This is a genomic window from Streptomyces sp. NPDC002785, from assembly GCF_040295565.1.
GTDB lineage: Bacteria > Actinomycetota > Actinomycetes > Streptomycetales > Streptomycetaceae > Streptomyces.
Map to the genome: position 1 here is coordinate 1 of NZ_JBEOVN010000156.1, position 17,902 is coordinate 17,902.

Here is a 17,902-nt window from a genome sequence, read left to right on the forward strand (position 1 = left end):
GGGCCCCCGCCCCCCACCACCCCTCTCTCATGCGTTCACTGCCCTCTCATGCGTTCAAGGGCTGAGCGGGTTGGTATTGCTGTTGTTGCCCGGCCGCCCGGGGTCCGCTCCCTCGCCCGGCAGGTCCGGGGACTGGCTCGGCGGCGCCTCCGGCGACTGGCTCGGCGGCGCCTCCGGTGACTGGCTTGCCGACTGGCTGGGCGAGTTGCTCGGGCTCTGCGCGGGCGGGCTCGGCTGCTCGGACGGGGACGTGTCGGGGCTCCGGGTCGCCGGGGGGGTCGTCGACGGGCTGGCCGGCAGGGTGACCTCGCCACGCTCGACGTCCTGCAGGTCGAACTGGGCGCTGGAGCCGCCGTTCAGCGCACCCACGGTGTAGTCCGCCCAGATCCGCGCCGGGAAGCCGCCACCGTTGGCCCGGCCGGAGTTGGCGGTACCGGTCAGGCTGACCTGCCCGCCGCCGTCCTGGGGGGACTCTCCGAACAGTGCGACGACCGTGGTGAGCTCCGGGGTGTAGCCCGCGAACAAAGCGGCCTTGTTGTTCTCCGAGGTACCCGTCTTGCCCGCCGCCTCGTAGGCCGAGGTGTTGACCGCCCGGCCGGAGCCGCTGTCCACGACGCCCCTGAGGACGGAAGTGACGGTGTCGGCGGACTTGCGGCTGATCACCTGATCGCCGATGCTCTTGACCGGCTCGACCGTGCGGTCACGATGCTTGGCGGACTTCACGATGAACGGGGTGACCTTCTTGCCGTGGTTGTCGAGCGTGGCGTACGCGCCCGCCATGTCCCACGTCGAGGCGTTCATCGTGCCCAGCGTGATCGCGGGGCGCTCGGGGAAGTTCTTGTCCGGCAGCCCGAGTGCGAGCGCGGTCTTCTTCACCTTGGCGGGGCCGACGTCGACGACCATCTGCGCGAACACCGAGTTGATCGAATCGTCCATCGCGCTCTGCACGGTGACGTCGCCGTAGCTGACGTCGTCCTCGTTCTGCGGGGCGAACGGGGTGTCGCTGCCCACGACCGGCCGCTTGCTGGTGCCGTCGTAGCGGGTGTTGGCGCCGATCAGGTCGCCGCCCTGGGTCTTCGATCCGTTCTCCAGCGCGGAGGCGAACACCAGCGGCTTGAAGGTGGAGGCGGGCTGGTAGTCCTGGCGGGTGGCGTTGGAGATGTAGTGCTTGATGTAGTCCACCCCGCCGTAGAGCGCGACGACGGCGCCGGTCTTCGGGTCGACGGAGGTGGCGCCCGCCTGGACGGTCGCGTCGACCTTGTTGTTCTTGCGGTCCAGCTTGGACTCCAGCTGCCGGTCGACCGACTGCTCCAGCTGCTTCTGCCGCTTCTTGTCGATGTTGAGAGTGAAGGTCCAGCCGCCGGCCCGCCGCACGTCGTCCGTGATGCCCTGCTTGTCCAGCTCCTTGTTGGCGGCCTCGACGAGGTAGCCGGTCTGGCCCTCCATGCCCTTGGCGGGCTTGGGCTTGTCCGGGTACGGGAACGTGAGTTTGTCGCGCTCGGCCTTGTCGAGCCAGTGCATCTCAACCATGTTGTCGAGTGTGTAGCCCCAGCGCTCCTTGACGAGCTTCTTGCCGGTCTCCGTCGCGTATGCCCAGTCGTACTGGCTGGGGGCCTGGAGCGTCGCGGCCAGGTAGGCACCCTGGGAGACATTGAGGTCCTTGGCGTCGACACCGTAGTAGGCCTGCGCCGCGGCCTGGATACCGCTCGCTCCGCGTCCGTAGTACGCGGTGTTGATGTACCCGGCGAGGATGTAGTCCTTGCTCTTCTTCTGGTCGACCTTGAGGGAGATCACCAGTTCCTTGAGCTTGCGGCTGACCGTCGGGTCCTGCGTCAGGTAGTAGTTCTTCACATACTGCTGGGTGATGGTCGAGCCACCCTGCTTGCCCTTGCCGCTGACGGTGTTGAAGATCCCTCGGGCGGTGCCCTTCAGGTCGACGCCCTTGTCCTTGTAGAAGGTCTTGTTCTCGGCGGCGACGAAGGTGTGCTGGACGTCCTTGGGCACCTCGGCGAGGTCGACGATCTCCCGGTTGACCTTGCCCGTCCGGGCCAGCAGGCTGCCGTCGGCGTACTTGTACACATTGCTCTGCAGCTTGGCCTGGGCGTTGCCCTCGGGCACGTCCACGACCATGTACAGCACGGCGAAGGCGCCCATGCCCAGCAGGCAGAACCCGAAGAACGCACCCAGAAGCTTTCGCCAGGTGAAGAGTCTGCGTATGCCGCCGCTCTTCGCAGCCCGCGGCGCTCCGCGCCGCTGGGCTCGTCGCGCATCCGCTCGACCCATCTCTGTGTTGCTCCTGTTTCTCTGCTCGACCAGATCAGCTCAGCCCGGCCCAGCTAACACCGTCAGCAAGGACAAAAAGCATGTGATGCGGTCTTTTCCGGACGTGACAAACAGCACCCACTCTCTAAGGAACCGACTCACGAGAGGCCCACAGGGTTGCGAAGTCAGATAATGTGTAATCACATTGCTAGCATCGCGCCAGCCTTCCGGAACGGGGGACCACATGTCCGACCAACGCAATCCGTACGACGCGTCCACTTCAGCCGCCGATCTTGTTCCCGACGCCCCTCAGATGCCCGAGCCGCAGGTGAGAGAGGTGGCGGCGCACAGCATCCCCGGCGGCCTCGGCCTGCTGCTGACCGTGATCGGAGTGATCGCCGGCATCGGCCTCGTCGTCGTCGGCGGCATAGCCGGCTCGAACGGGAACAACGGCGTGGGCGCCGCGGTCGTCATCCCCGGAGTCCTGCTCGTCATCGCCTCGTTCTTCTGCATGACGGGTGTGAAGATGGTCGCACCGGGCGAAGCGCGGGTGATCCAGCTCTTCGGCCGGTACGTCGGCACGATCCGCACCGACGGGCTGCGCTGGATCAACCCGCTCACCAGCAGCCGGAAGATCTCCACCCGGGTCCGCAACCACGAGACCGCGGTCCTGAAGGTCAACGACGCCTACGGCAACCCGATCGAGCTCGCCGCGATCGTCGTCTGGAAGGTCGAGGACACCGCGCAGGCGCTCTTCGAGGTCGACGACTTCCTGGAGTTCGTCGCCACCCAGACCGAGGCGGCCGTCCGGCACATCGCGATCGAGTACCCGTACGACGCCCACGAGGAGGGCGGCCTCTCGCTGCGCGGCAACGCGGAGGAGATCACCGAGAAGCTGGCCGTGGAGCTCACCGCCCGGGTGCAGGCCGCCGGCGTACGGATCATCGAATCGCGCTTCAGCCATCTCGCGTACGCCCCCGAGATCGCCTCCGCGATGCTTCAGCGCCAGCAGGCCGGCGCGGTGGTCGCGGCCCGGCAGCAGATCGTCGAGGGTGCGGTCGGCATGGTCGAGATGGCGTTGACCCGGATCGCCGAGCAGGACATCGTCGAGCTGGATTCGGAGCGGAAGGCGGCCATGGTCAGCAATCTGATGGTGGTGCTGTGCGGTGACCGTGCGGCGCAGCCGGTCCTCAATACGGGCACTCTTTACCAGTGACCGAAGAGACCCCCGGGCGCAGGCAGCCGCAGCAGCGCAAGCAGATGCTGCTGCGGCTGGATCCCGCGGTGCACGACGCGCTGAGCCGCTGGGCCTCCGACGACTTGCGCAGCGCGAACGCCCAGATCGAGTTCCTGCTGCGCAGGGCGCTGGCCGAGGCGGGCCGCCTGCCGGGCACGGCCCGCCCGATTCCCCGCCGGGGGCGTCCCCCGAAGGACAGACCAGGCCCGTCCGAGGATTGAGGTCCAGGGGTCCGGGGCGGGGCCAGAGGGTCCAGGGGTCCGGAGCCCCGGTATACACGCGAGGTATACACACCGAGTACAGTGCTGCGCATGTCTATCGGCCACACCCTGCTCGGGCTCCTGGAGTCCGGCCCCCGCCACGGCTACGACCTCAAGCGCACGTTCGACGAGAGGTTCGGCCACGACCGCCCCCTGCATTACGGCCAGGTCTACTCGACCATGTCCCGGCTCCTCAAGAACGGCCTCGTCGAGGTCGACGGTATCGAGAGCGGTGGCGGCCCCGAGCGCAAGCGGTACGCCATCACCGAGGCAGGCATCACCGATGTCGGCACCTGGCTCGCGCAGCCGGAGAAGCCCGAGCCGTACCTCCAGTCGACGCTCTACACCAAGGTCGTCCTGGCCCTGCTCACCGGCCGCAGCGCCGAGGCCCTGCTGGACACCCAGCGCACCGAGCATCTGCGCCTCATGCGCATCCTCACCGACCGCAAACGCAAGGGCGACCTCGCCGATCAGCTGATCTGCGACCACGCGCTCTTCCACCTCGAAGCCGATCTGCGCTGGCTGGAACTGACCGCCGCCCGGCTGGACCGGCTCGCCGCGGAGGTCGGCGCGTGACCCCCGCCGGCTCCCTCCTCGTCGCCGACAGCCTGTACAAGTCGTACGGGTCCACCCCCGCGCTCGACGGTGCCTCGTTCTCCATCCACCCCGGCGAGGTCGTGGCCGTGTTGGGCCCGTCCGGCTCCGGCAAGTCGACCCTGCTGCACTGCCTCGCCGGAATCGTCACCCCCGACAGGGGCACGATCACCTACGCGGGCCGCGAGCTCTCCGCGATGTCGGACGCCGAACGCAGCGCCCTGCGCCGCACCGAGTTCGGCTTCGTCTTCCAGTTCGGCCAGCTCGTCCCCGAGCTGACCTGCGTGGAGAACGTCGCCCTGCCGCTCCGCCTGAGCGGCGCCAAACGCAAGGACGCCGAACGCACCGCCCGTCACTGGCTGGAGCGCCTGGAGGTCGAGGACGTCGGCGCCAAGCGCCCCGGCGAGGTCTCCGGCGGTCAGGGCCAGCGCGTCGCGGTGGCCCGTGCGCTGGCAGCCTCCCCGAAGGTGATCTTCGCCGACGAGCCGACCGGCGCCCTGGACTCCCTCAACGGCGAGCGGGTCATGGAGTTGCTCACCGAGGCTGCCAGGTCCGCCAACGTCGCCGTGGTCCTGGTGACCCACGAGGCCCGGGTCGCCGCGTACTCCGACCGCGACGTCACCGTGCGCGACGGCCGGGCCCGCGACCTGGAGCACGCGGTATGACCCTGCTCGACCACAAGAACGCCCCGGCCGAGGCACCGCCCCGGCCGACGCAGCCCACCGGCGTCGCCGCCCTGCTGCGCGATCTCGGTCTCGGCATCCGGTTCGCCGTGTCCGGCGGGCGCGAGGGCTGGATCCGCACCCTGCTGACCGCCGTCGGCGTCGGCCTCGGCGTGACACTGCTGCTGGTCGCCGCCTCCGCACCTCATCTGATCGACGAGCGTTCCGCACGCGATCAGGCCCGCGCCGAGACCAAGCTCTCCGAATCGCCCGACGCCGCAGCCAAGAAGTCGGACACCTCGGTGCTCCGGATCAACGCGGAGACGGAGTACCGCGGCCGCTCCATCGACGGCTTCCTGATGCGCGCGGACGGTGCCCGCCCGGTCGTCCCGCCGGGCGTCGCACGCTTCCCCGCCGCGGACGAGATGGTGGTCTCCCCCGCCCTGAAGGAGCTGCTGAGCTCCTCGGAGGGCAGCCTCCTCAAGGAGCGGCTGCCGTACCGGATCACCGGCACGATCGCCGACGCGGGCCTGGTCTCCCCGGGCGAGCTGCTCTTCTACGCGGGCAGCGACACCCTGACCCCCGCCGGCGGCGGCCACCGGATCGCCGCTTACGGCGACCCGGGCCCGCCCAAGGAGATGCCGCCCCTCCTCATCGTGCTGGTCATCATGATCTGCGTGGTGCTGCTGGTGCCGGTCGCGATCTTCATCGCGACGGCCGTGCGCTTCGGCGGCGACCGCCGCGACCGCAGGCTCGCCGCCCTGCGTCTGGTCGGTGCGGACATCCGGATGACCCGCCGGATCGCGGCCGGCGAGGCGTTCTTCGGGGCGGTGCTCGGCCTGCTGACCGGCCTGGTGTTTTTCCTGGTGGGGCGTCAGTTCATGGGGTACGTCGAGGTGTGGGACGTCAGCGCCTTCCCGTCGGACCTGGTCCCCGATCCCCTGCTGGCCGCCCTGATCGCCGTCGCGGTTCCGGTGGCGGCGGTGCTCGTCACGCTGACCGCCCTGCGTTCGGTGGTGATCGAGCCGCTCGGCGTCGTACGCAACGGCCAAAGCCGCAGGCGCCGGCTCTGGTGGCGGCTGCTGATGCCGGTCGCGGGCCTTGCGGTGCTTGGGCTGACCGGCAAGGTCGACGAGTACTCCCCGGTCGATCCGTATCCGATCGCCGGCGGCGCCGTACTCGTCCTGGTCGGGCTCGCGCTGCTGCTGCCCTGGCTCGTCGAGGCGTGCGTGAACCGGCTGCGCGGCGGCCCCGTGCCCTGGCAGCTCGCCACCCGCAGGCTCCAGCTGAGCAGCGGCGCGGCCTCCCGTGCGGTCAGCGGCATCACGGTCGCGGTCGCCGGTGCGGTGGCGCTGCAGATGCTCTTCGCCGCGATGGGCGACGACTTCAACCGAATAACGGGGCAGGATCCGACGCGCGCCCAGTTCTACACGTTCTCCGAGAACGTCACCGGTGAAGCGGCCACCCGGACCATCAAGGAGTTCCGGGCCACCGAGGGCGTGACGGCGGTCATCGGCATGGTCGAGTCGTACGCCGTCAAGCCGGCCAAGCACAAGGGCGACGATGTCCAGCCCATCACCTCACTGACCATCGGCGACTGCGCGACCCTGCGCGAGATCGCCCGGATCGGCTCCTGCAAGGAGGGCGACGCGTTCGTCGTCCACCCCAAGGACAAGCAGATGGCCAAGTGGGTGGACAAGACGGCCCGCAAGGGCAAGACGGTCGAACTCAACCACCAGGTGGGATCGGAGCCCGGCGCGAAGTCGAAGCTGTGGACCCTGCCTCCCGACGCTCCGACCGTTCTCTCCCGCCGCGATCCGATGGGCGAGGACCACTGGGGCATCATGGCGACGGTCGGCGCGATCGACCCGAGCACCCTGCCGCACGCGCAGACCAACGCACAGATCCGGGTGGACCGGAGCGTCAAGGACGTCGCCGAGTACGTACGGAACACGGCGGCCCGGCTCGACCCGGGGATGCGGATCGTCACCCTGAAGTCGGTGGCCCGCGACCGTCAGTACGCCAGCGTGCAGACCGGCCTCCGGGTCGGCGCGACCGCGACCCTGCTGCTGATCGCCGCCGCGATGCTGGTCTCGCAACTGGAGCAGCTGCGCGAGCGCAAGCGACTGCTCTCGGTCCTGGTCGCCTTCGGCACCCGGCGGAGCACGCTCGGCTGGTCGGTGCTCTGGCAGACCGCCGTACCCGTGGTCATCGGCCTGGCAGCGGCCGTCGCGGGCGGTCTCGGCCTGGGCGCGGCGATGATCTGGATGATCGCCGAGAACGTGACCGCCTGGTGGCTGTTCCTGCCGATGGTGGGGGCGGGCGCGGCCCTGATCCTGCTCGTCACCCTGCTGTCGCTGCCACCGCTGTGGCGCATGATGCGGCCGGACGGTCTGCGCACGGAGTGATCACGCGACAGCCGCGAGGGGTGCGGTCCTCATGGGGCCACACCCTTCCGCCTTTTCTACGCGCCCGCCGTCACCCGTACCGGCAGCGCCTCCATCGCCTCCCGCAGCGCCGCCGCGAACTCCTCGAACTCCTCGTGCCGTGCCGCCCCCGCCCGCATCCCCAGCGCCACCCGCCGTGAGGGTGCGGGTTTTGCGAAGTACCCGGTGGCCAGCGCGTCGTTGCGGCCGGTCTCGACCGTCACCGCCGTACGCGGCAGCAGCGTCACCCCGAGCCCGCCGGCGACCAGCTGCACCAGCGTGGAGAGCCCGGCCGCCGTCGTGGTGACCGGCGCGCCCTCCGTGCGCCCCGCCTCCCTGCATATGTCGAGCGCCTGGTCGCGCAGGCAGTGCCCCTCGTCGAGCAGCAGCAGCGGCAGCTCGCGCAGGGCCCCGCGCGGAATGTCGGTGCGCCCGCCCAGCCAGTGGTCCTGCTCCATCACCAGCACGAAGTCCTCGTCGAAGAGCGGGAGCTCGATCACTCCGGGCACCCCGAGCGGCACGGCGAGCAGCAGCAGATCCAGCCTTCCCACGGCCAGCCCTTCCAGCAGCGAGGAGGTCTGCTCCTCGTGCACCTGGAGGTCCAGCTCCGGGTAGCGCTCATGGACCAGCCGCAGCACGGTCGGCAGCAGATAGGGCGCGACGGTCGGGATCACGCCGAGCCTGAGCACTCCGGTGAACGGCGCCCGGACCGCCTCGGCCTCCTCCATCAGCTCACCCACGGCCTCCAGTACCACCCGCGCCCGGACCGCGAGCCGCTCCCCGGCCGGCGAGAGCAGCACCTTGCGCGTCGTACGCTCGATGAGCTGGACACCCAGTGCCTCCTCCAGCGCCGACACGGCTCCGGAGAGCGCCGGCTGACTCATCCCGATTGCTGCCGCCGCGTCCCTGAAGTGCAGACACTCGGCAACGGCCACGAAGGCGCGCAGCTGCGACAGGCTCGGCTGTTTTGGGCGATTGCCCTGATTCCTCTGCACCACTGATAGGCACCTCCGATCATCACGACCGAGTGTAGCTATTTCCCTGATCAATGCACTCTGTGCCAAGGTGGAGACCGTCCAACCCTCAGGAACCCTCCCAAAAGGGAATTCCTACACTGCAAGGAGAGCGCGTGCTCACTGTTGGTGACAAGTTCCCCGAGTTCGACCTGACTGCTTGCGTTTCGCTGGAGAGCGGCAAGGAGTTCGAGCAGATCAACCACAAGACCTACGAGGGCAAGTGGAAGATCGTCTTCGCGTGGCCGAAGGACTTCACCTTCGTGTGCCCCACCGAGATCGCTGCCTTTGGCAAGCTGAACGACGAGTTCGCCGACCGTGACGCGCAGATCCTCGGCTTCTCCGGTGACTCCGAGTTCGTGCACCACGCCTGGCGCAAGGACCACCCGGACCTGACCGACCTGCCCTTCCCGATGATGGCCGACTCGAAGCACGAGCTCATGCGTGACCTCGGCATCGAGGGCGAGGACGGCTTCGCCCAGCGCGCCGTCTTCATCGTCGACCAGAACAACGAGATCCAGTTCACGATGGTGACCGCCGGTTCCGTGGGCCGTAACCCCAAGGAGGTCCTGCGGGTCCTCGACGCCCTGCAGACCGACGAGCTGTGCCCCTGCAACTGGACCAAGGGCGAGAACACCCTCGACCCGGTCGCGCTCCTCTCCGGCGAGTGAGCTGAACGCGACATGGCACTCGACGAACTGAAGGCCGCCGTTCCGGACTTCGCCAAGGACCTGAAGCTGAACCTCGGTTCGGTCATCGGGAACAGCGAACTGCCGCAGCAGCAGCTCTGGGGCACCGTCCTCGCCTGCGCGATCGCCTCGCGCTCGCCGAAGGTGCTGCGCGAGCTGGAGCCCGAGGCGAAGGCCAACCTCTCCGCGGAGGCGTACACCGCCGCGAAGTCGGCCGCCGCCATCATGGCGATGAACAACGTCTTCTACCGGACCCGGCACCTGCTGTCGGACCCCGAGTACGGGACGCTCCGTGCGGGCCTGCGGATGAACGTCATCGGCAAGCCCGGCGTGGAGAAGATCGACTTCGAACTGTGGTCGCTCGCCGTCTCCGCGATCAACGGCTGCGGCCAGTGCCTGGACTCCCACGAGCAGGTGCTTCGCAAGGCCGGCGTGGACCGTGAGACCATCCAGGAAGCCGTCAAGATTGCCTCGGTGATCCAGGCGGTCGGCGTGACCCTCGATGCCGAGGCCGTGCTCGCCGAGTAGCACCAGCAGTACCCCTTGTACGAGAAGGGCCTCGAGGACGACCGACCGTCCCCGGGGCCCTTCTCCTTTTCACGGCGAAAATCGGTCCCCCAAGGGCTGTCCCGGTGCAGGCGTCGGGGCGACGTCGGCCGCGGTCGCCCCGCGCGGGGGCGGCGCGTGCCGCAGGGCTTCCTCCTGCCCGTACGACCGCAGATAGCCGACCACCGTATTGGTGACCGCGACCAGCGGCACCGCGACGACCGCTCCGCCGATGCCCGCGACCATGCCGCCCGCGGCGACCGACAGGACGACGGCGAGCGGATGCACCCGCACCGCGCGTCCCAGGATGAACGGCTGCAGCACATGCCCCTCGATCTGCTGCACCGCGAGCACCACGGCCAGCACCATCAGCGCGGTGAACACGCCCTCGGTGACCAGCGCGACGACCACCGCGAGCGCGCCGGAGACCACCGCACCGATCAGGGGGATGAAAGCGAAGAGGAAGATGAACACGGCGAGCGGCACCGCCATCGGCACATTGAGGAACCAGATGCCGAGCCCGATGAAGATGGCGTCGATCAGCGCCACCAGGACCGTGCCCCGCACATAGGCGGTCAGCGTCCGCCAGGCGCGCGGCCCGGCACCCGCGACACCCGGCCGGGCCTGCGCGGGCACCAGCTTCAGCACCCAGTGCCAGATGCGCTTCCCGTCGTACAGCAGGAAGAGCGTGGAGAACATCGCCAGCAGCATCCCGGTGAGGAGCTCCACCATCACGGTGACGCCCTGCAGTCCGGCGGAGGTGATCTGCTCGGTGTTGGTGCCGATGGTGTCGCTGAGGTTCTTCGCGACATCGTTGATCTGCTGCTCGGTGACATGGAAGGGGCTGTCGAGCAGCCAGTTCTTCAGATCGTCGATACCCGTCCGCACCTTGTCGGAGAGGGTGTCGATGTTGTCCATGACCTGCCAGACCACGAACCAGCCGACCAGCCCGATGATGACGAAGCCCAGGATCGCGGTGACCGCGGTGGCCAGTCCGCGCGGCAGACCGTACCGCCGCAGCCGGGCGACGGTCGGCTGGAGCATCGCGGTGACGAGCAGCGCGGCGACGAAGGCCAGAACCACCAGCTGTACGGCGCTGATGACCCGCATCAGCACCCAGAGCGTGCCGGCCAGGACGAGCAGCCGCCAGCCCGCCTCGGCCGCGACCCGCATGCCCCAGGGGATCGCCGCGACCGGATCGGGCCGGGCGGCCACGGAGGGGGCGTACGCGGGCGGCGGCGGCACACGGTCGGCCACGGCGCCACGGCGGTCCGCCTCGACCGGTACGGCTGCCGCAGGCACGGCGGCGGCGGGTACGGCGGCGGTCTTCGGCTGCTCGGCCGGCGCGGCCTCGCCCCCCTCGCCCTCAACCCCCTCGGCCTCGGCCCTGCGCTGCTCCAGCCGCTCGCCCAGTTCGGTCAGTTCGATACCCAGACGGCCGAGCCACCCCGGAAGTTTCGACATGATCGTCCCTTTTCCCCCGTCCCTCTCTCCCCACCGCTCCCCCGCCGAGCCGTGCGGACCGACCGTACACGCGCGAAGCCCCTCACCGTAGGACGGAGAGGGGCTTCGCAAGGTTGAGACAGGAACCTCGGCAGGTTCTAGTACCAGTGGTTGGCCTGCCAGAAGGACCAGGCAGCGCATGGGCTTCCGTAGCGGCCGCTGTTCATGTAGCTGAGGCCCCACTTGATCTGCGTGGCCGGGTTGGTCTGCCAGTCCGCGCCGGCGGACGACATCTTCGAGCCGGGCAGGGCCTGCACGAGACCGTAGGCGCCGGAGGACGGGTTGCTCGCCCGGTAGTTCCACGTCGACTCGACGTTCACGATGTTGCTGAAGCACTGGAACTGGTCGGCGGGAACGATCTGCCGCGCGATCGCCTGGACCTCGGCCACGGTGTACGAGCTCTGCTGGGCGAACGTGGAGGCGCTGCGGATCTCGGAACGGCTGGCACGCTCGGCCGCCGCGTCCTTCTTGTCCTGGCGCTCCTTCTCCAGCTTGGCCTCGGCCGCCTGCTTCTTCGACTTGGCGTCCTTGGCGGCCTGGATACGCGCCGCTTCTTCCACGGACTTCTTCGCCGCCGCATCGGCCGCGGACGCCTGGGCATCGGCCTGCTGCGTCAGCGAGGCGGTCTGCACCTGGGCCTGCTGGCCCGCAGGGATGTCGGCGAGAAGCGTCGTGTCGGCTGCGGTCGCCTCGAAGTTGTTGTCGTCGACAGCGGGAGTGCTGCCCGAGGCAACGCCTACGACGGCGCCGACGGTGGTGACCGCAGTGGCTGACGCCACGGCGAACCCCCGGACCGAGATCCGGCTCACACGGTGTCCTTCCAGCATCGCCCGCTTAGGTGACCTCGCGGACGCAATCGTGCCCCTGGCGCTGGCCTCCCTACTGCTTGGGTCACGGGGAGGCACGGGCCCGGTGGGCAGCTCCCCGGAGGGAGTGCCGCGTGGTGCTCGCGGGCGGCATACGGACGGCGATTGTTGAGTTGTGTGGTGCGTGGCACCTCTGGAGGTGCGGTGTGCCGTATGCGGGGCCTGACGGAAGCAAGACTCTGCCGGACCGGCACACCGGGAAGCAATTCTCTGTTGCGTGTGAAAGCTCACACCCCGTTCGGAGCAAGTGTTTTACGAATTGCCACCGCAGCACGATGCCGCCCGGCTAAGCTGCTTCGCTCGTCGGGCGGCACCAACTGTCGCATCCCGTATCAGATCTGGCCTTCCTCCAGCATTTCGGTCACCAGCGCGGCGATCTGCGAGCGCTCGGAGCGGGTGAGCGTGACATGCGCGAAGAGCGGATGGCCCTTCAGTTTCTCGACCACGGCGACGACTCCGTCGTACCGGCCGACCCTGAGGTTGTCCCGCTGGGCCACGTCATGTGTGAGCACCACCCGGGAATTCGCCCCGATCCGGGACAACACGGTCAGCAGTACGTTCCGTTCGAGGGACTGCGCCTCGTCGACGATCACGAAGGCGTCATGGAGCGAGCGGCCCCGGATGTGGGTGAGCGGCAGGATCTCCAGCATCCCGCGCCCCAGCACCTCCTCGATCACCTCGCGTCCGGCGACCGCCGAGAGCGTGTCGAACACGGCCTGCGCCCAGGGACTCATCTTCTCGGCCTCGGTGCCGGGGAGATAGCCCAGCTCCTGCCCTCCGACCGCGTACAGCGGGCGGAAGACCATCACCTTCTGGTGCTGCCTGCGCTCCAGGACGGCTTCGAGTCCGGCGCAGAGCGCCAGCGCCGACTTTCCGGTTCCGGCCCGGCCTCCCAGCGACACGATGCCGACCTGCTGATCGAGGAGGAGATCGAGCGCGATGCGCTGCTCGGCGCTGCGGCCGTGGATACCGAAGACCTCCCGGTCCCCGCGCACCAGGCGCACATTGCCGTCGGCGGTGACCCGGCCGAGCGCCTTGCCGCGCTCGGACTGGAGGACCAGTCCGGTGTGCACGGGCAGTTCGGCGGCTTCGGGTACGTACAGCGTCTCCTCTCCGTAGAGCAGATCCACCTGCTCGGCGGCGAGGGGAAGTTCCGACATTCCCGTCCAGCCGGAGTCCGTGATCGCGAGTTCGGCACGGTACTCCTCGGCGAGGAGCCCGACCGAGGACGCCTTGATGCGCAGCGGCAGGTCCTTGGAGACGACCGTGACGTCGTACCCCTCGGCCTGGAGGTTGCGCGCGACCGCGAGGATCCGTGAGTCGTTGTCCCCCAACCGGTAGCCGGCGGGCAGTACGCCGGGGTCGGAATGGTTGAGTTCGACGCGCAGTGTCCCGCCCAGATCCCCGAGCGGGATCGGGGCATCCAGCCGGCCGTAACGGGTCCGGAAGTCGTCCAGCAGGCGCAGGGCCTGCCGGGCGAAGTACCCCAGCTCCGGGTGGTGCCGTTTGGCCTCCAGTTCCGTGACCACGACGATCGGGAGCACGACTTCGTGCTCGTCGAACCGGGCCATGGCGTTCGGATCGGCCAGCAGGACGCTGGTGTCGAGAACGTAGGTGCGCCTGTCGAGCATTCGGCGCTTTGTGCTGGTCACCACGGAAGGACGTACCCCCTCGGACGAGGTTGGGGTGCGACGGCGTCGCGGAGCATCCCAATGGGAGAGGACAGGCCGGGCTGCGACCCCGATGCACGGGCCGAGCGCCGGCCCTCCGCGTCGGCCGCACTGTATGTACGGTCCTTCGTGTGCAAGAGGCCTCCCGGGCGAGCGGACTCCATGCCGCTCACTTGGACACGACGTCCGCTTGGTTTGTGACCGGACATCGACCTGTCAGGGGTATTCCCTCGAACACGCGAAGCCATGCCGCCCTGGGGCGGGCGGTGAGCCGGGAGTGGCGCCCTGGGCCTCTGGGTTCGGGCACGTCACCCGAATGGCTCCGTCCGCAAACTCCCCCATGGCCTCGAAGGCATGGGAGGAACCCCCTCGAGTGGCTGGAAATGACCGGGGCCACCCTGGAACGCCGGACGGGCCGGAAATGGCCGAAGGGGCGCGGCACCACCCCGGGATGTCCGACGAGCGGCATCACTCAGGCCCGTCCGGCGATTGCGGACGGAACCGGTGCAGCCGGGAGCGGTGCCCTGTCGGCGGGGGCAAAGCCCCGTAAGGAGGCGGTGGTTCAGCCGCCGTAGCGGCGGTGGCGGGCTGCGTAGTCGCGCAGGGCTCGCAGGAAGTCGACGCGGCGGAAGGCCGGCCAGAAGACCTCGCAGAAGTAGTACTCGGAGTGCGCGCTCTGCCAGAGCATGAAGCCGGACAGCCGCTGCTCGCCGCTTGTGCGGATCACCAGGTCCGGGTCGGGCTGGCCCCGGGTGTAGAGGTGCTCGGAGATCAGGTCGGTGGAGACGATCTCCGCCAGGTCCTCGAAGGACGTCCCCTTGGCGGAGTGGTCCAGCAGCAGCGAGCGGACCGCGTCCGCGATCTCCTGGCGCCCGCCGTAGCCGACGGCGACATTGACCAGTATCCCGTCGATGCCGGCCGTGGCCTGCTCGGCCTCCTTGAGGACGGTCTGGGTGTGGGCGGGCAGCAGATCGAGCGTGCCGACGTGGTGGACCCGCCAGCGCCCGTCCGCCGCGAGGTCGCGCACGGTGTTCTCGATGATGCCGAGGAGCGGTGTCAGCTCGGACTCGGGCCGGTCGAAGTTGTCCGTGGAGAGCAGCCAGAGTGTGACAACTTCCACATCGGTCTCACTGCACCAGCCGAGCAGCTCCTGGATCTTGTCCGCTCCGGCCTGGTGCCCCTGCGCGGCCGTGCCGCCGGACGCCTTCGCCCAGCGTCGGTTGCCGTCGAGGATGACGCCGATGTGCTTGGGCACCTGGGTATGGTCGAGGCGGGCCTCCACCCGGCGCGCGTAGAGCCGGTACACCAGGTCGCGCAAGTTCACTGAGTTCACCTCTCGGTTCCGTGCGGGCCCGCCCGCCCCGATGCCCGGGGTCCGGGGTCGTCCCCCTGGGGATCGCCGCACTAATCCGCAGAGTCCATCGCCCCGCCGTGCCGTGGCAGTCCCCGAAGCCGCCACATTACTGCGCGGGCGGCGCACCGGCCCAACCCGGCCTGTCACAAGTCCGTGATAAGGAGAGAAACGTGACTGAATCTCCTTTCTTCTACCGGGCCGCCGGGTCGCGCTACGACTCCATGGAGTACCGACGCACCGGCCGCAGCGGTCTCAAGCTCCCGGCCGTCTCCCTCGGCCTCTGGCACAACTTCGGCGACGACCGCACGCTGGACTCCCAGCGGGCGATCCTGCGCCGCGCCTTCGATCTCGGGGTGACCCACTTCGATCTGGCCAACAACTACGGGCCACCGCCCGGCTCCGCCGAGCTCAACTTCGGCAAGATATTCCGGCAGGACTTCGCCCCGTACCGGGACGAGCTGATCATCTCCACCAAGGCCGGCTACGACATGCACCCCGGCCCGTACGGCGAGTGGGGCTCCCGCAAGTACCTGCTGTCGTCGCTCGACGCCTCGCTGAAGCGGATGGGGCTCGACTACGTCGACATCTTCTACTCCCACCGCTTCGACCCGGACACCCCGCTCGAGGAGACGATGGGGGCGCTGGCCTCCGCCGTACAGCAGGGCAAGGCGCTGTACGTGGGTGTGTCCTCGTACAACGCGGAGCAGACCGCCGAGGCGGCCCGGCTGCTCAAGGAAATGGGGGTACCGGCCCTGATCCATCAGCCGTCCTACTCGATGATCAACCGCTGGATCGAGGACGACGGGCTGCTCGACACCCTGGAGACGGCCGGCATGGGCTGTATTTCCTTCGTGCCACTCGCCCAGGGCCTGCTCACGAACAAGTACCTGACGGGCATCCCGGAGGGCTCTCGCGCCACCCAGGGCAAGTCCCTGGACCCGGACCTGCTCTCCGACGAGGTGCTGCGCCGGCTGAACGGGCTGAACGACATCGCCCAGCGGCGCGGGCAGTCACTCGCCCAGCTGGCACTCAACTGGGTGCTGCGGGACAGCCGTATGACGTCGGCGCTGATCGGCGCTTCGAGCGTGAAGCAGCTGGAGGAGAACGTCTCGGCGCTCGCCGGGGCGCCGCTGTCCGCCGAGGAGCTGAAGGAGATCGACACCTTCGCCGTGGACACCGCGGGCACCAACATCTGGGCCGGACGGAGCTGACCCGGGGCGGCCTTCGCGGGGCCGATACGCAGTCGGCGCGCGGCCGCCACGCGGTCCGCACAGCGGGCCCACAAAAAAACGGGCCGGTCCGTGGGGGGGGATACGGACCGGCCCGAGGGGGGGTTTCCACCATAACCCTTTGTAAGTGATGCTGCGTGCCACGCCACTCCATAATTACTCTCCGAATTCACCGGACTCCGGTGCGAGCACAGCCCCCGTGGCGTCTCAGTGGCCCCCGACCGGCTTCACGCAGCCGGTTCCTTCGGGAGCACCGGCGGTACCGAGGGCCTTGGCTGTACGTCCCACAGAGGTCACGGACCGAGTATTGGGACAGGACCTGACCTGATGGGCCGCTAGTTTCCGAATCATGACGACACGAACCGCGACCGTGACCTGGACCGGGGCGAACGCGCGCCGGATGGAACGCCAGGGGCTCGCCGCCCCGGTACACCTCACCCCGGCCGATGTGGTCGGCGCGCTGCCGGCCGCGCACGCCCAGGTGCTGTCGGCCGCCGAGCTCTCCGTCGGGCTGCGGACGGCAGGCGCGACCCGTACCGATGTGCGCGACGCGCTGTGGACCGGGCGCAGCCTGGTCAAGACATACGGGCCGCGCGGCACCGTCCATCTGCTGCCGATGGCCGAACTGGCCATGTGGACCGGCGCCTTGTCCGCCGTACCGACCGGGCGCAGTCCGCTCTCCGAGGATGTCCGGATGACGCCGGAGCAGACTGAGGCCGTGCTCGCCGCGATCGCGGACGCGCTGACCGGGGCCGAGCTGACCGTGGACGAGCTCTCGGAGGCGGTGGTGGAACGTGCCGGGCCATGGGCCGGGGACCGGGTGATGCCCGCGTTCCAGGACATGTGGCCGCGCTGGCGGCAGGTGATGCACCTTGCGGGTCACCGCGGCTTGCTGTGCTTCGCGCCCGGTCGCGGCCGCAAGGTCACCTACACCCGCCCGGACGCCGTTGCGCTCGACGGTCCGCAGGCGATCGCCCGTCTCGTACGCCGCTATCTGTACGCGTACGGTCCGGCCACGCCCCAGCACTTCGCGAAGTGGCTCGCGGCGCCGCGGCGTTGGGCGGCGGAGCTGTTCGCGGGGATGGCCGCGCACGGGGAGATCGAGGAGGTGGCGTACGAGGGCGAGCCGGCCTGGCTGGTGGCGGGCGACACCGCGTTTCCGGTGGAACCGGTGCGCGGGGTGCGGCTGCTCCCCTACTTCGACGCGTATCTCATCGCCTCCCAGCCGCGCGAGAAGCTCTTCCCCGGGGTGGCGTACACCCGTGCGCTGGCGGGTGGTCAGGCGGGGAACTTCCCGGTGCTGCTGATCGACGGGACCGTGGCCGGGGTGTGGCACCAGCGCCGATCGGGCCGGCGGATCGCGGTGACGGTGGAGCCGCTGTCACCGCTCACGGCCCGGCAGCTGCGGGGGCTGGAGGAGCAGGTGGAGCGAGTCGGCGAAGTGCTTGAGGGGAAGCCGGAACTGACGGTGGGGAAGGTGACGGTGGGGGCGCACGCCTAGTAGGGCTTTGTTAGGTCCTGTGGTGTGGTTCTGGTTTGGGTGCGGGTTGGCCGCATATCGAGCAGGCGCCGGTCCAGGTGGCCAGGAGGG

General features: G+C 69.2%; 15 protein-coding genes. 9 read left to right on the plus strand and 6 right to left on the minus strand.

Annotation, left to right across the window (positions count from 1 at the left end; all coding sequences use genetic code 11):
- Positions 1-54: 54 nt before the first annotated feature.
- Complete coding sequence (locus ABTZ94_RS28055) at positions 55-2,283, minus strand: transglycosylase domain-containing protein (protein ID WP_351204674.1); 2,229 nt, start codon at positions 2,281-2,283, stop codon at positions 55-57.
- Between the two features lie 223 nt (positions 2,284-2,506).
- Between ABTZ94_RS28055 and ABTZ94_RS28060 the strand changes: the two genes are divergently transcribed.
- The 5 genes from ABTZ94_RS28060 to ABTZ94_RS28080 all read left to right on the plus strand — a co-directional run bounded on the left by ABTZ94_RS28060 (position 2,507) and on the right by ABTZ94_RS28080 (position 7,423).
- Positions 2,507-3,478 (plus strand): SPFH domain-containing protein, encoded by a 972-nt coding sequence (locus ABTZ94_RS28060; protein ID WP_351204676.1) that lies wholly within the window; start codon positions 2,507-2,509, stop codon positions 3,476-3,478.
- Positions 3,475-3,720, plus strand: coding sequence for a type II toxin-antitoxin system antitoxin (locus ABTZ94_RS28065; protein ID WP_351204678.1), 246 nt, complete (start codon positions 3,475-3,477; stop codon positions 3,718-3,720). The genes ABTZ94_RS28060 and ABTZ94_RS28065 overlap by 4 nt, the downstream gene beginning before the upstream one ends.
- 90 nt (positions 3,721-3,810) lie before the next feature.
- Positions 3,811-4,335, plus strand: a complete 525-nt coding sequence (locus tag ABTZ94_RS28070; RefSeq protein WP_351204680.1) for a PadR family transcriptional regulator — start codon at positions 3,811-3,813, stop codon at positions 4,333-4,335.
- Entirely contained in the window at positions 4,332-5,018 is a 687-nt protein-coding gene (locus ABTZ94_RS28075) for an ABC transporter ATP-binding protein (RefSeq protein WP_351204682.1), read from the plus strand. Before ABTZ94_RS28070 ends, ABTZ94_RS28075 begins: the two co-directional genes overlap by 4 nt.
- Entirely contained in the window at positions 5,015-7,423 is a 2,409-nt protein-coding gene (locus ABTZ94_RS28080; RefSeq protein WP_351204684.1) for an FtsX-like permease family protein, read from the plus strand. The genes ABTZ94_RS28075 and ABTZ94_RS28080 overlap by 4 nt, the downstream gene beginning before the upstream one ends.
- 56 nt (positions 7,424-7,479) lie before the next feature.
- Here ABTZ94_RS28080 and ABTZ94_RS28085 read toward each other — a convergent pair whose 3' ends face one another.
- Entirely contained in the window at positions 7,480-8,439 is a 960-nt protein-coding gene (locus ABTZ94_RS28085) for a LysR substrate-binding domain-containing protein (RefSeq protein WP_351204686.1), read from the minus strand.
- 131 nt (positions 8,440-8,570) lie between these two features.
- Between ABTZ94_RS28085 and ABTZ94_RS28090 the strand changes: the two genes are divergently transcribed.
- Both ABTZ94_RS28090 and ABTZ94_RS28095 read left to right on the plus strand, forming a co-directional pair.
- Positions 8,571-9,125 (plus strand): peroxiredoxin, encoded by a 555-nt coding sequence (locus ABTZ94_RS28090; RefSeq protein WP_031083404.1) that lies wholly within the window; start codon positions 8,571-8,573, stop codon positions 9,123-9,125.
- A gap of 12 nt (positions 9,126-9,137) precedes the next feature.
- Entirely contained in the window at positions 9,138-9,671 is a 534-nt protein-coding gene (locus ABTZ94_RS28095; RefSeq protein ID WP_072483998.1) for an alkyl hydroperoxide reductase, read from the plus strand.
- Positions 9,672-9,740: 69 nt separating this feature from the next.
- On the opposite strand, the gene ABTZ94_RS28100 is transcribed toward ABTZ94_RS28095, so the two are convergent.
- From ABTZ94_RS28100 to ABTZ94_RS28115, 4 genes are all read right to left on the minus strand, one after another.
- Positions 9,741-11,153, minus strand: coding sequence for an AI-2E family transporter (locus ABTZ94_RS28100; RefSeq protein WP_351204689.1), 1,413 nt, complete (start codon positions 11,151-11,153; stop codon positions 9,741-9,743).
- A 137-nt stretch (positions 11,154-11,290) separates the two neighbouring features.
- A complete protein-coding gene (locus tag ABTZ94_RS28105) occupies positions 11,291-12,001 on the minus strand; it encodes an aggregation-promoting factor C-terminal-like domain-containing protein (RefSeq protein WP_351204691.1) in 711 nt (236 codons plus the stop codon).
- Positions 12,002-12,390: 389 nt separating this feature from the next.
- Complete coding sequence (gene phoH2 / locus ABTZ94_RS28110; protein ID WP_351204693.1) at positions 12,391-13,713, minus strand: RNA 5'-3' helicase PhoH2; 1,323 nt, start codon at positions 13,711-13,713, stop codon at positions 12,391-12,393.
- Between the two features lie 577 nt (positions 13,714-14,290).
- The gene (locus ABTZ94_RS28115; RefSeq protein WP_351204695.1) at positions 14,291-15,052 is read right to left on the minus strand and encodes an isoprenyl transferase; all 762 of its coding nucleotides are present in this window, start codon (positions 15,050-15,052) and stop codon (positions 14,291-14,293) included.
- 200 nt (positions 15,053-15,252) lie between these two features.
- Between ABTZ94_RS28115 and mgrA the strand changes: the two genes are divergently transcribed.
- Both mgrA and ABTZ94_RS28125 read left to right on the plus strand, forming a co-directional pair.
- Entirely contained in the window at positions 15,253-16,293 is a 1,041-nt protein-coding gene (gene mgrA / locus ABTZ94_RS28120) for an L-glyceraldehyde 3-phosphate reductase (protein WP_351204697.1), read from the plus strand.
- A 367-nt stretch (positions 16,294-16,660) separates the two neighbouring features.
- Positions 16,661-17,812, plus strand: a complete 1,152-nt coding sequence (locus ABTZ94_RS28125; RefSeq protein ID WP_351204699.1) for a winged helix DNA-binding domain-containing protein — start codon at positions 16,661-16,663, stop codon at positions 17,810-17,812.
- Positions 17,813-17,902: the final 90 nt, after the last annotated feature.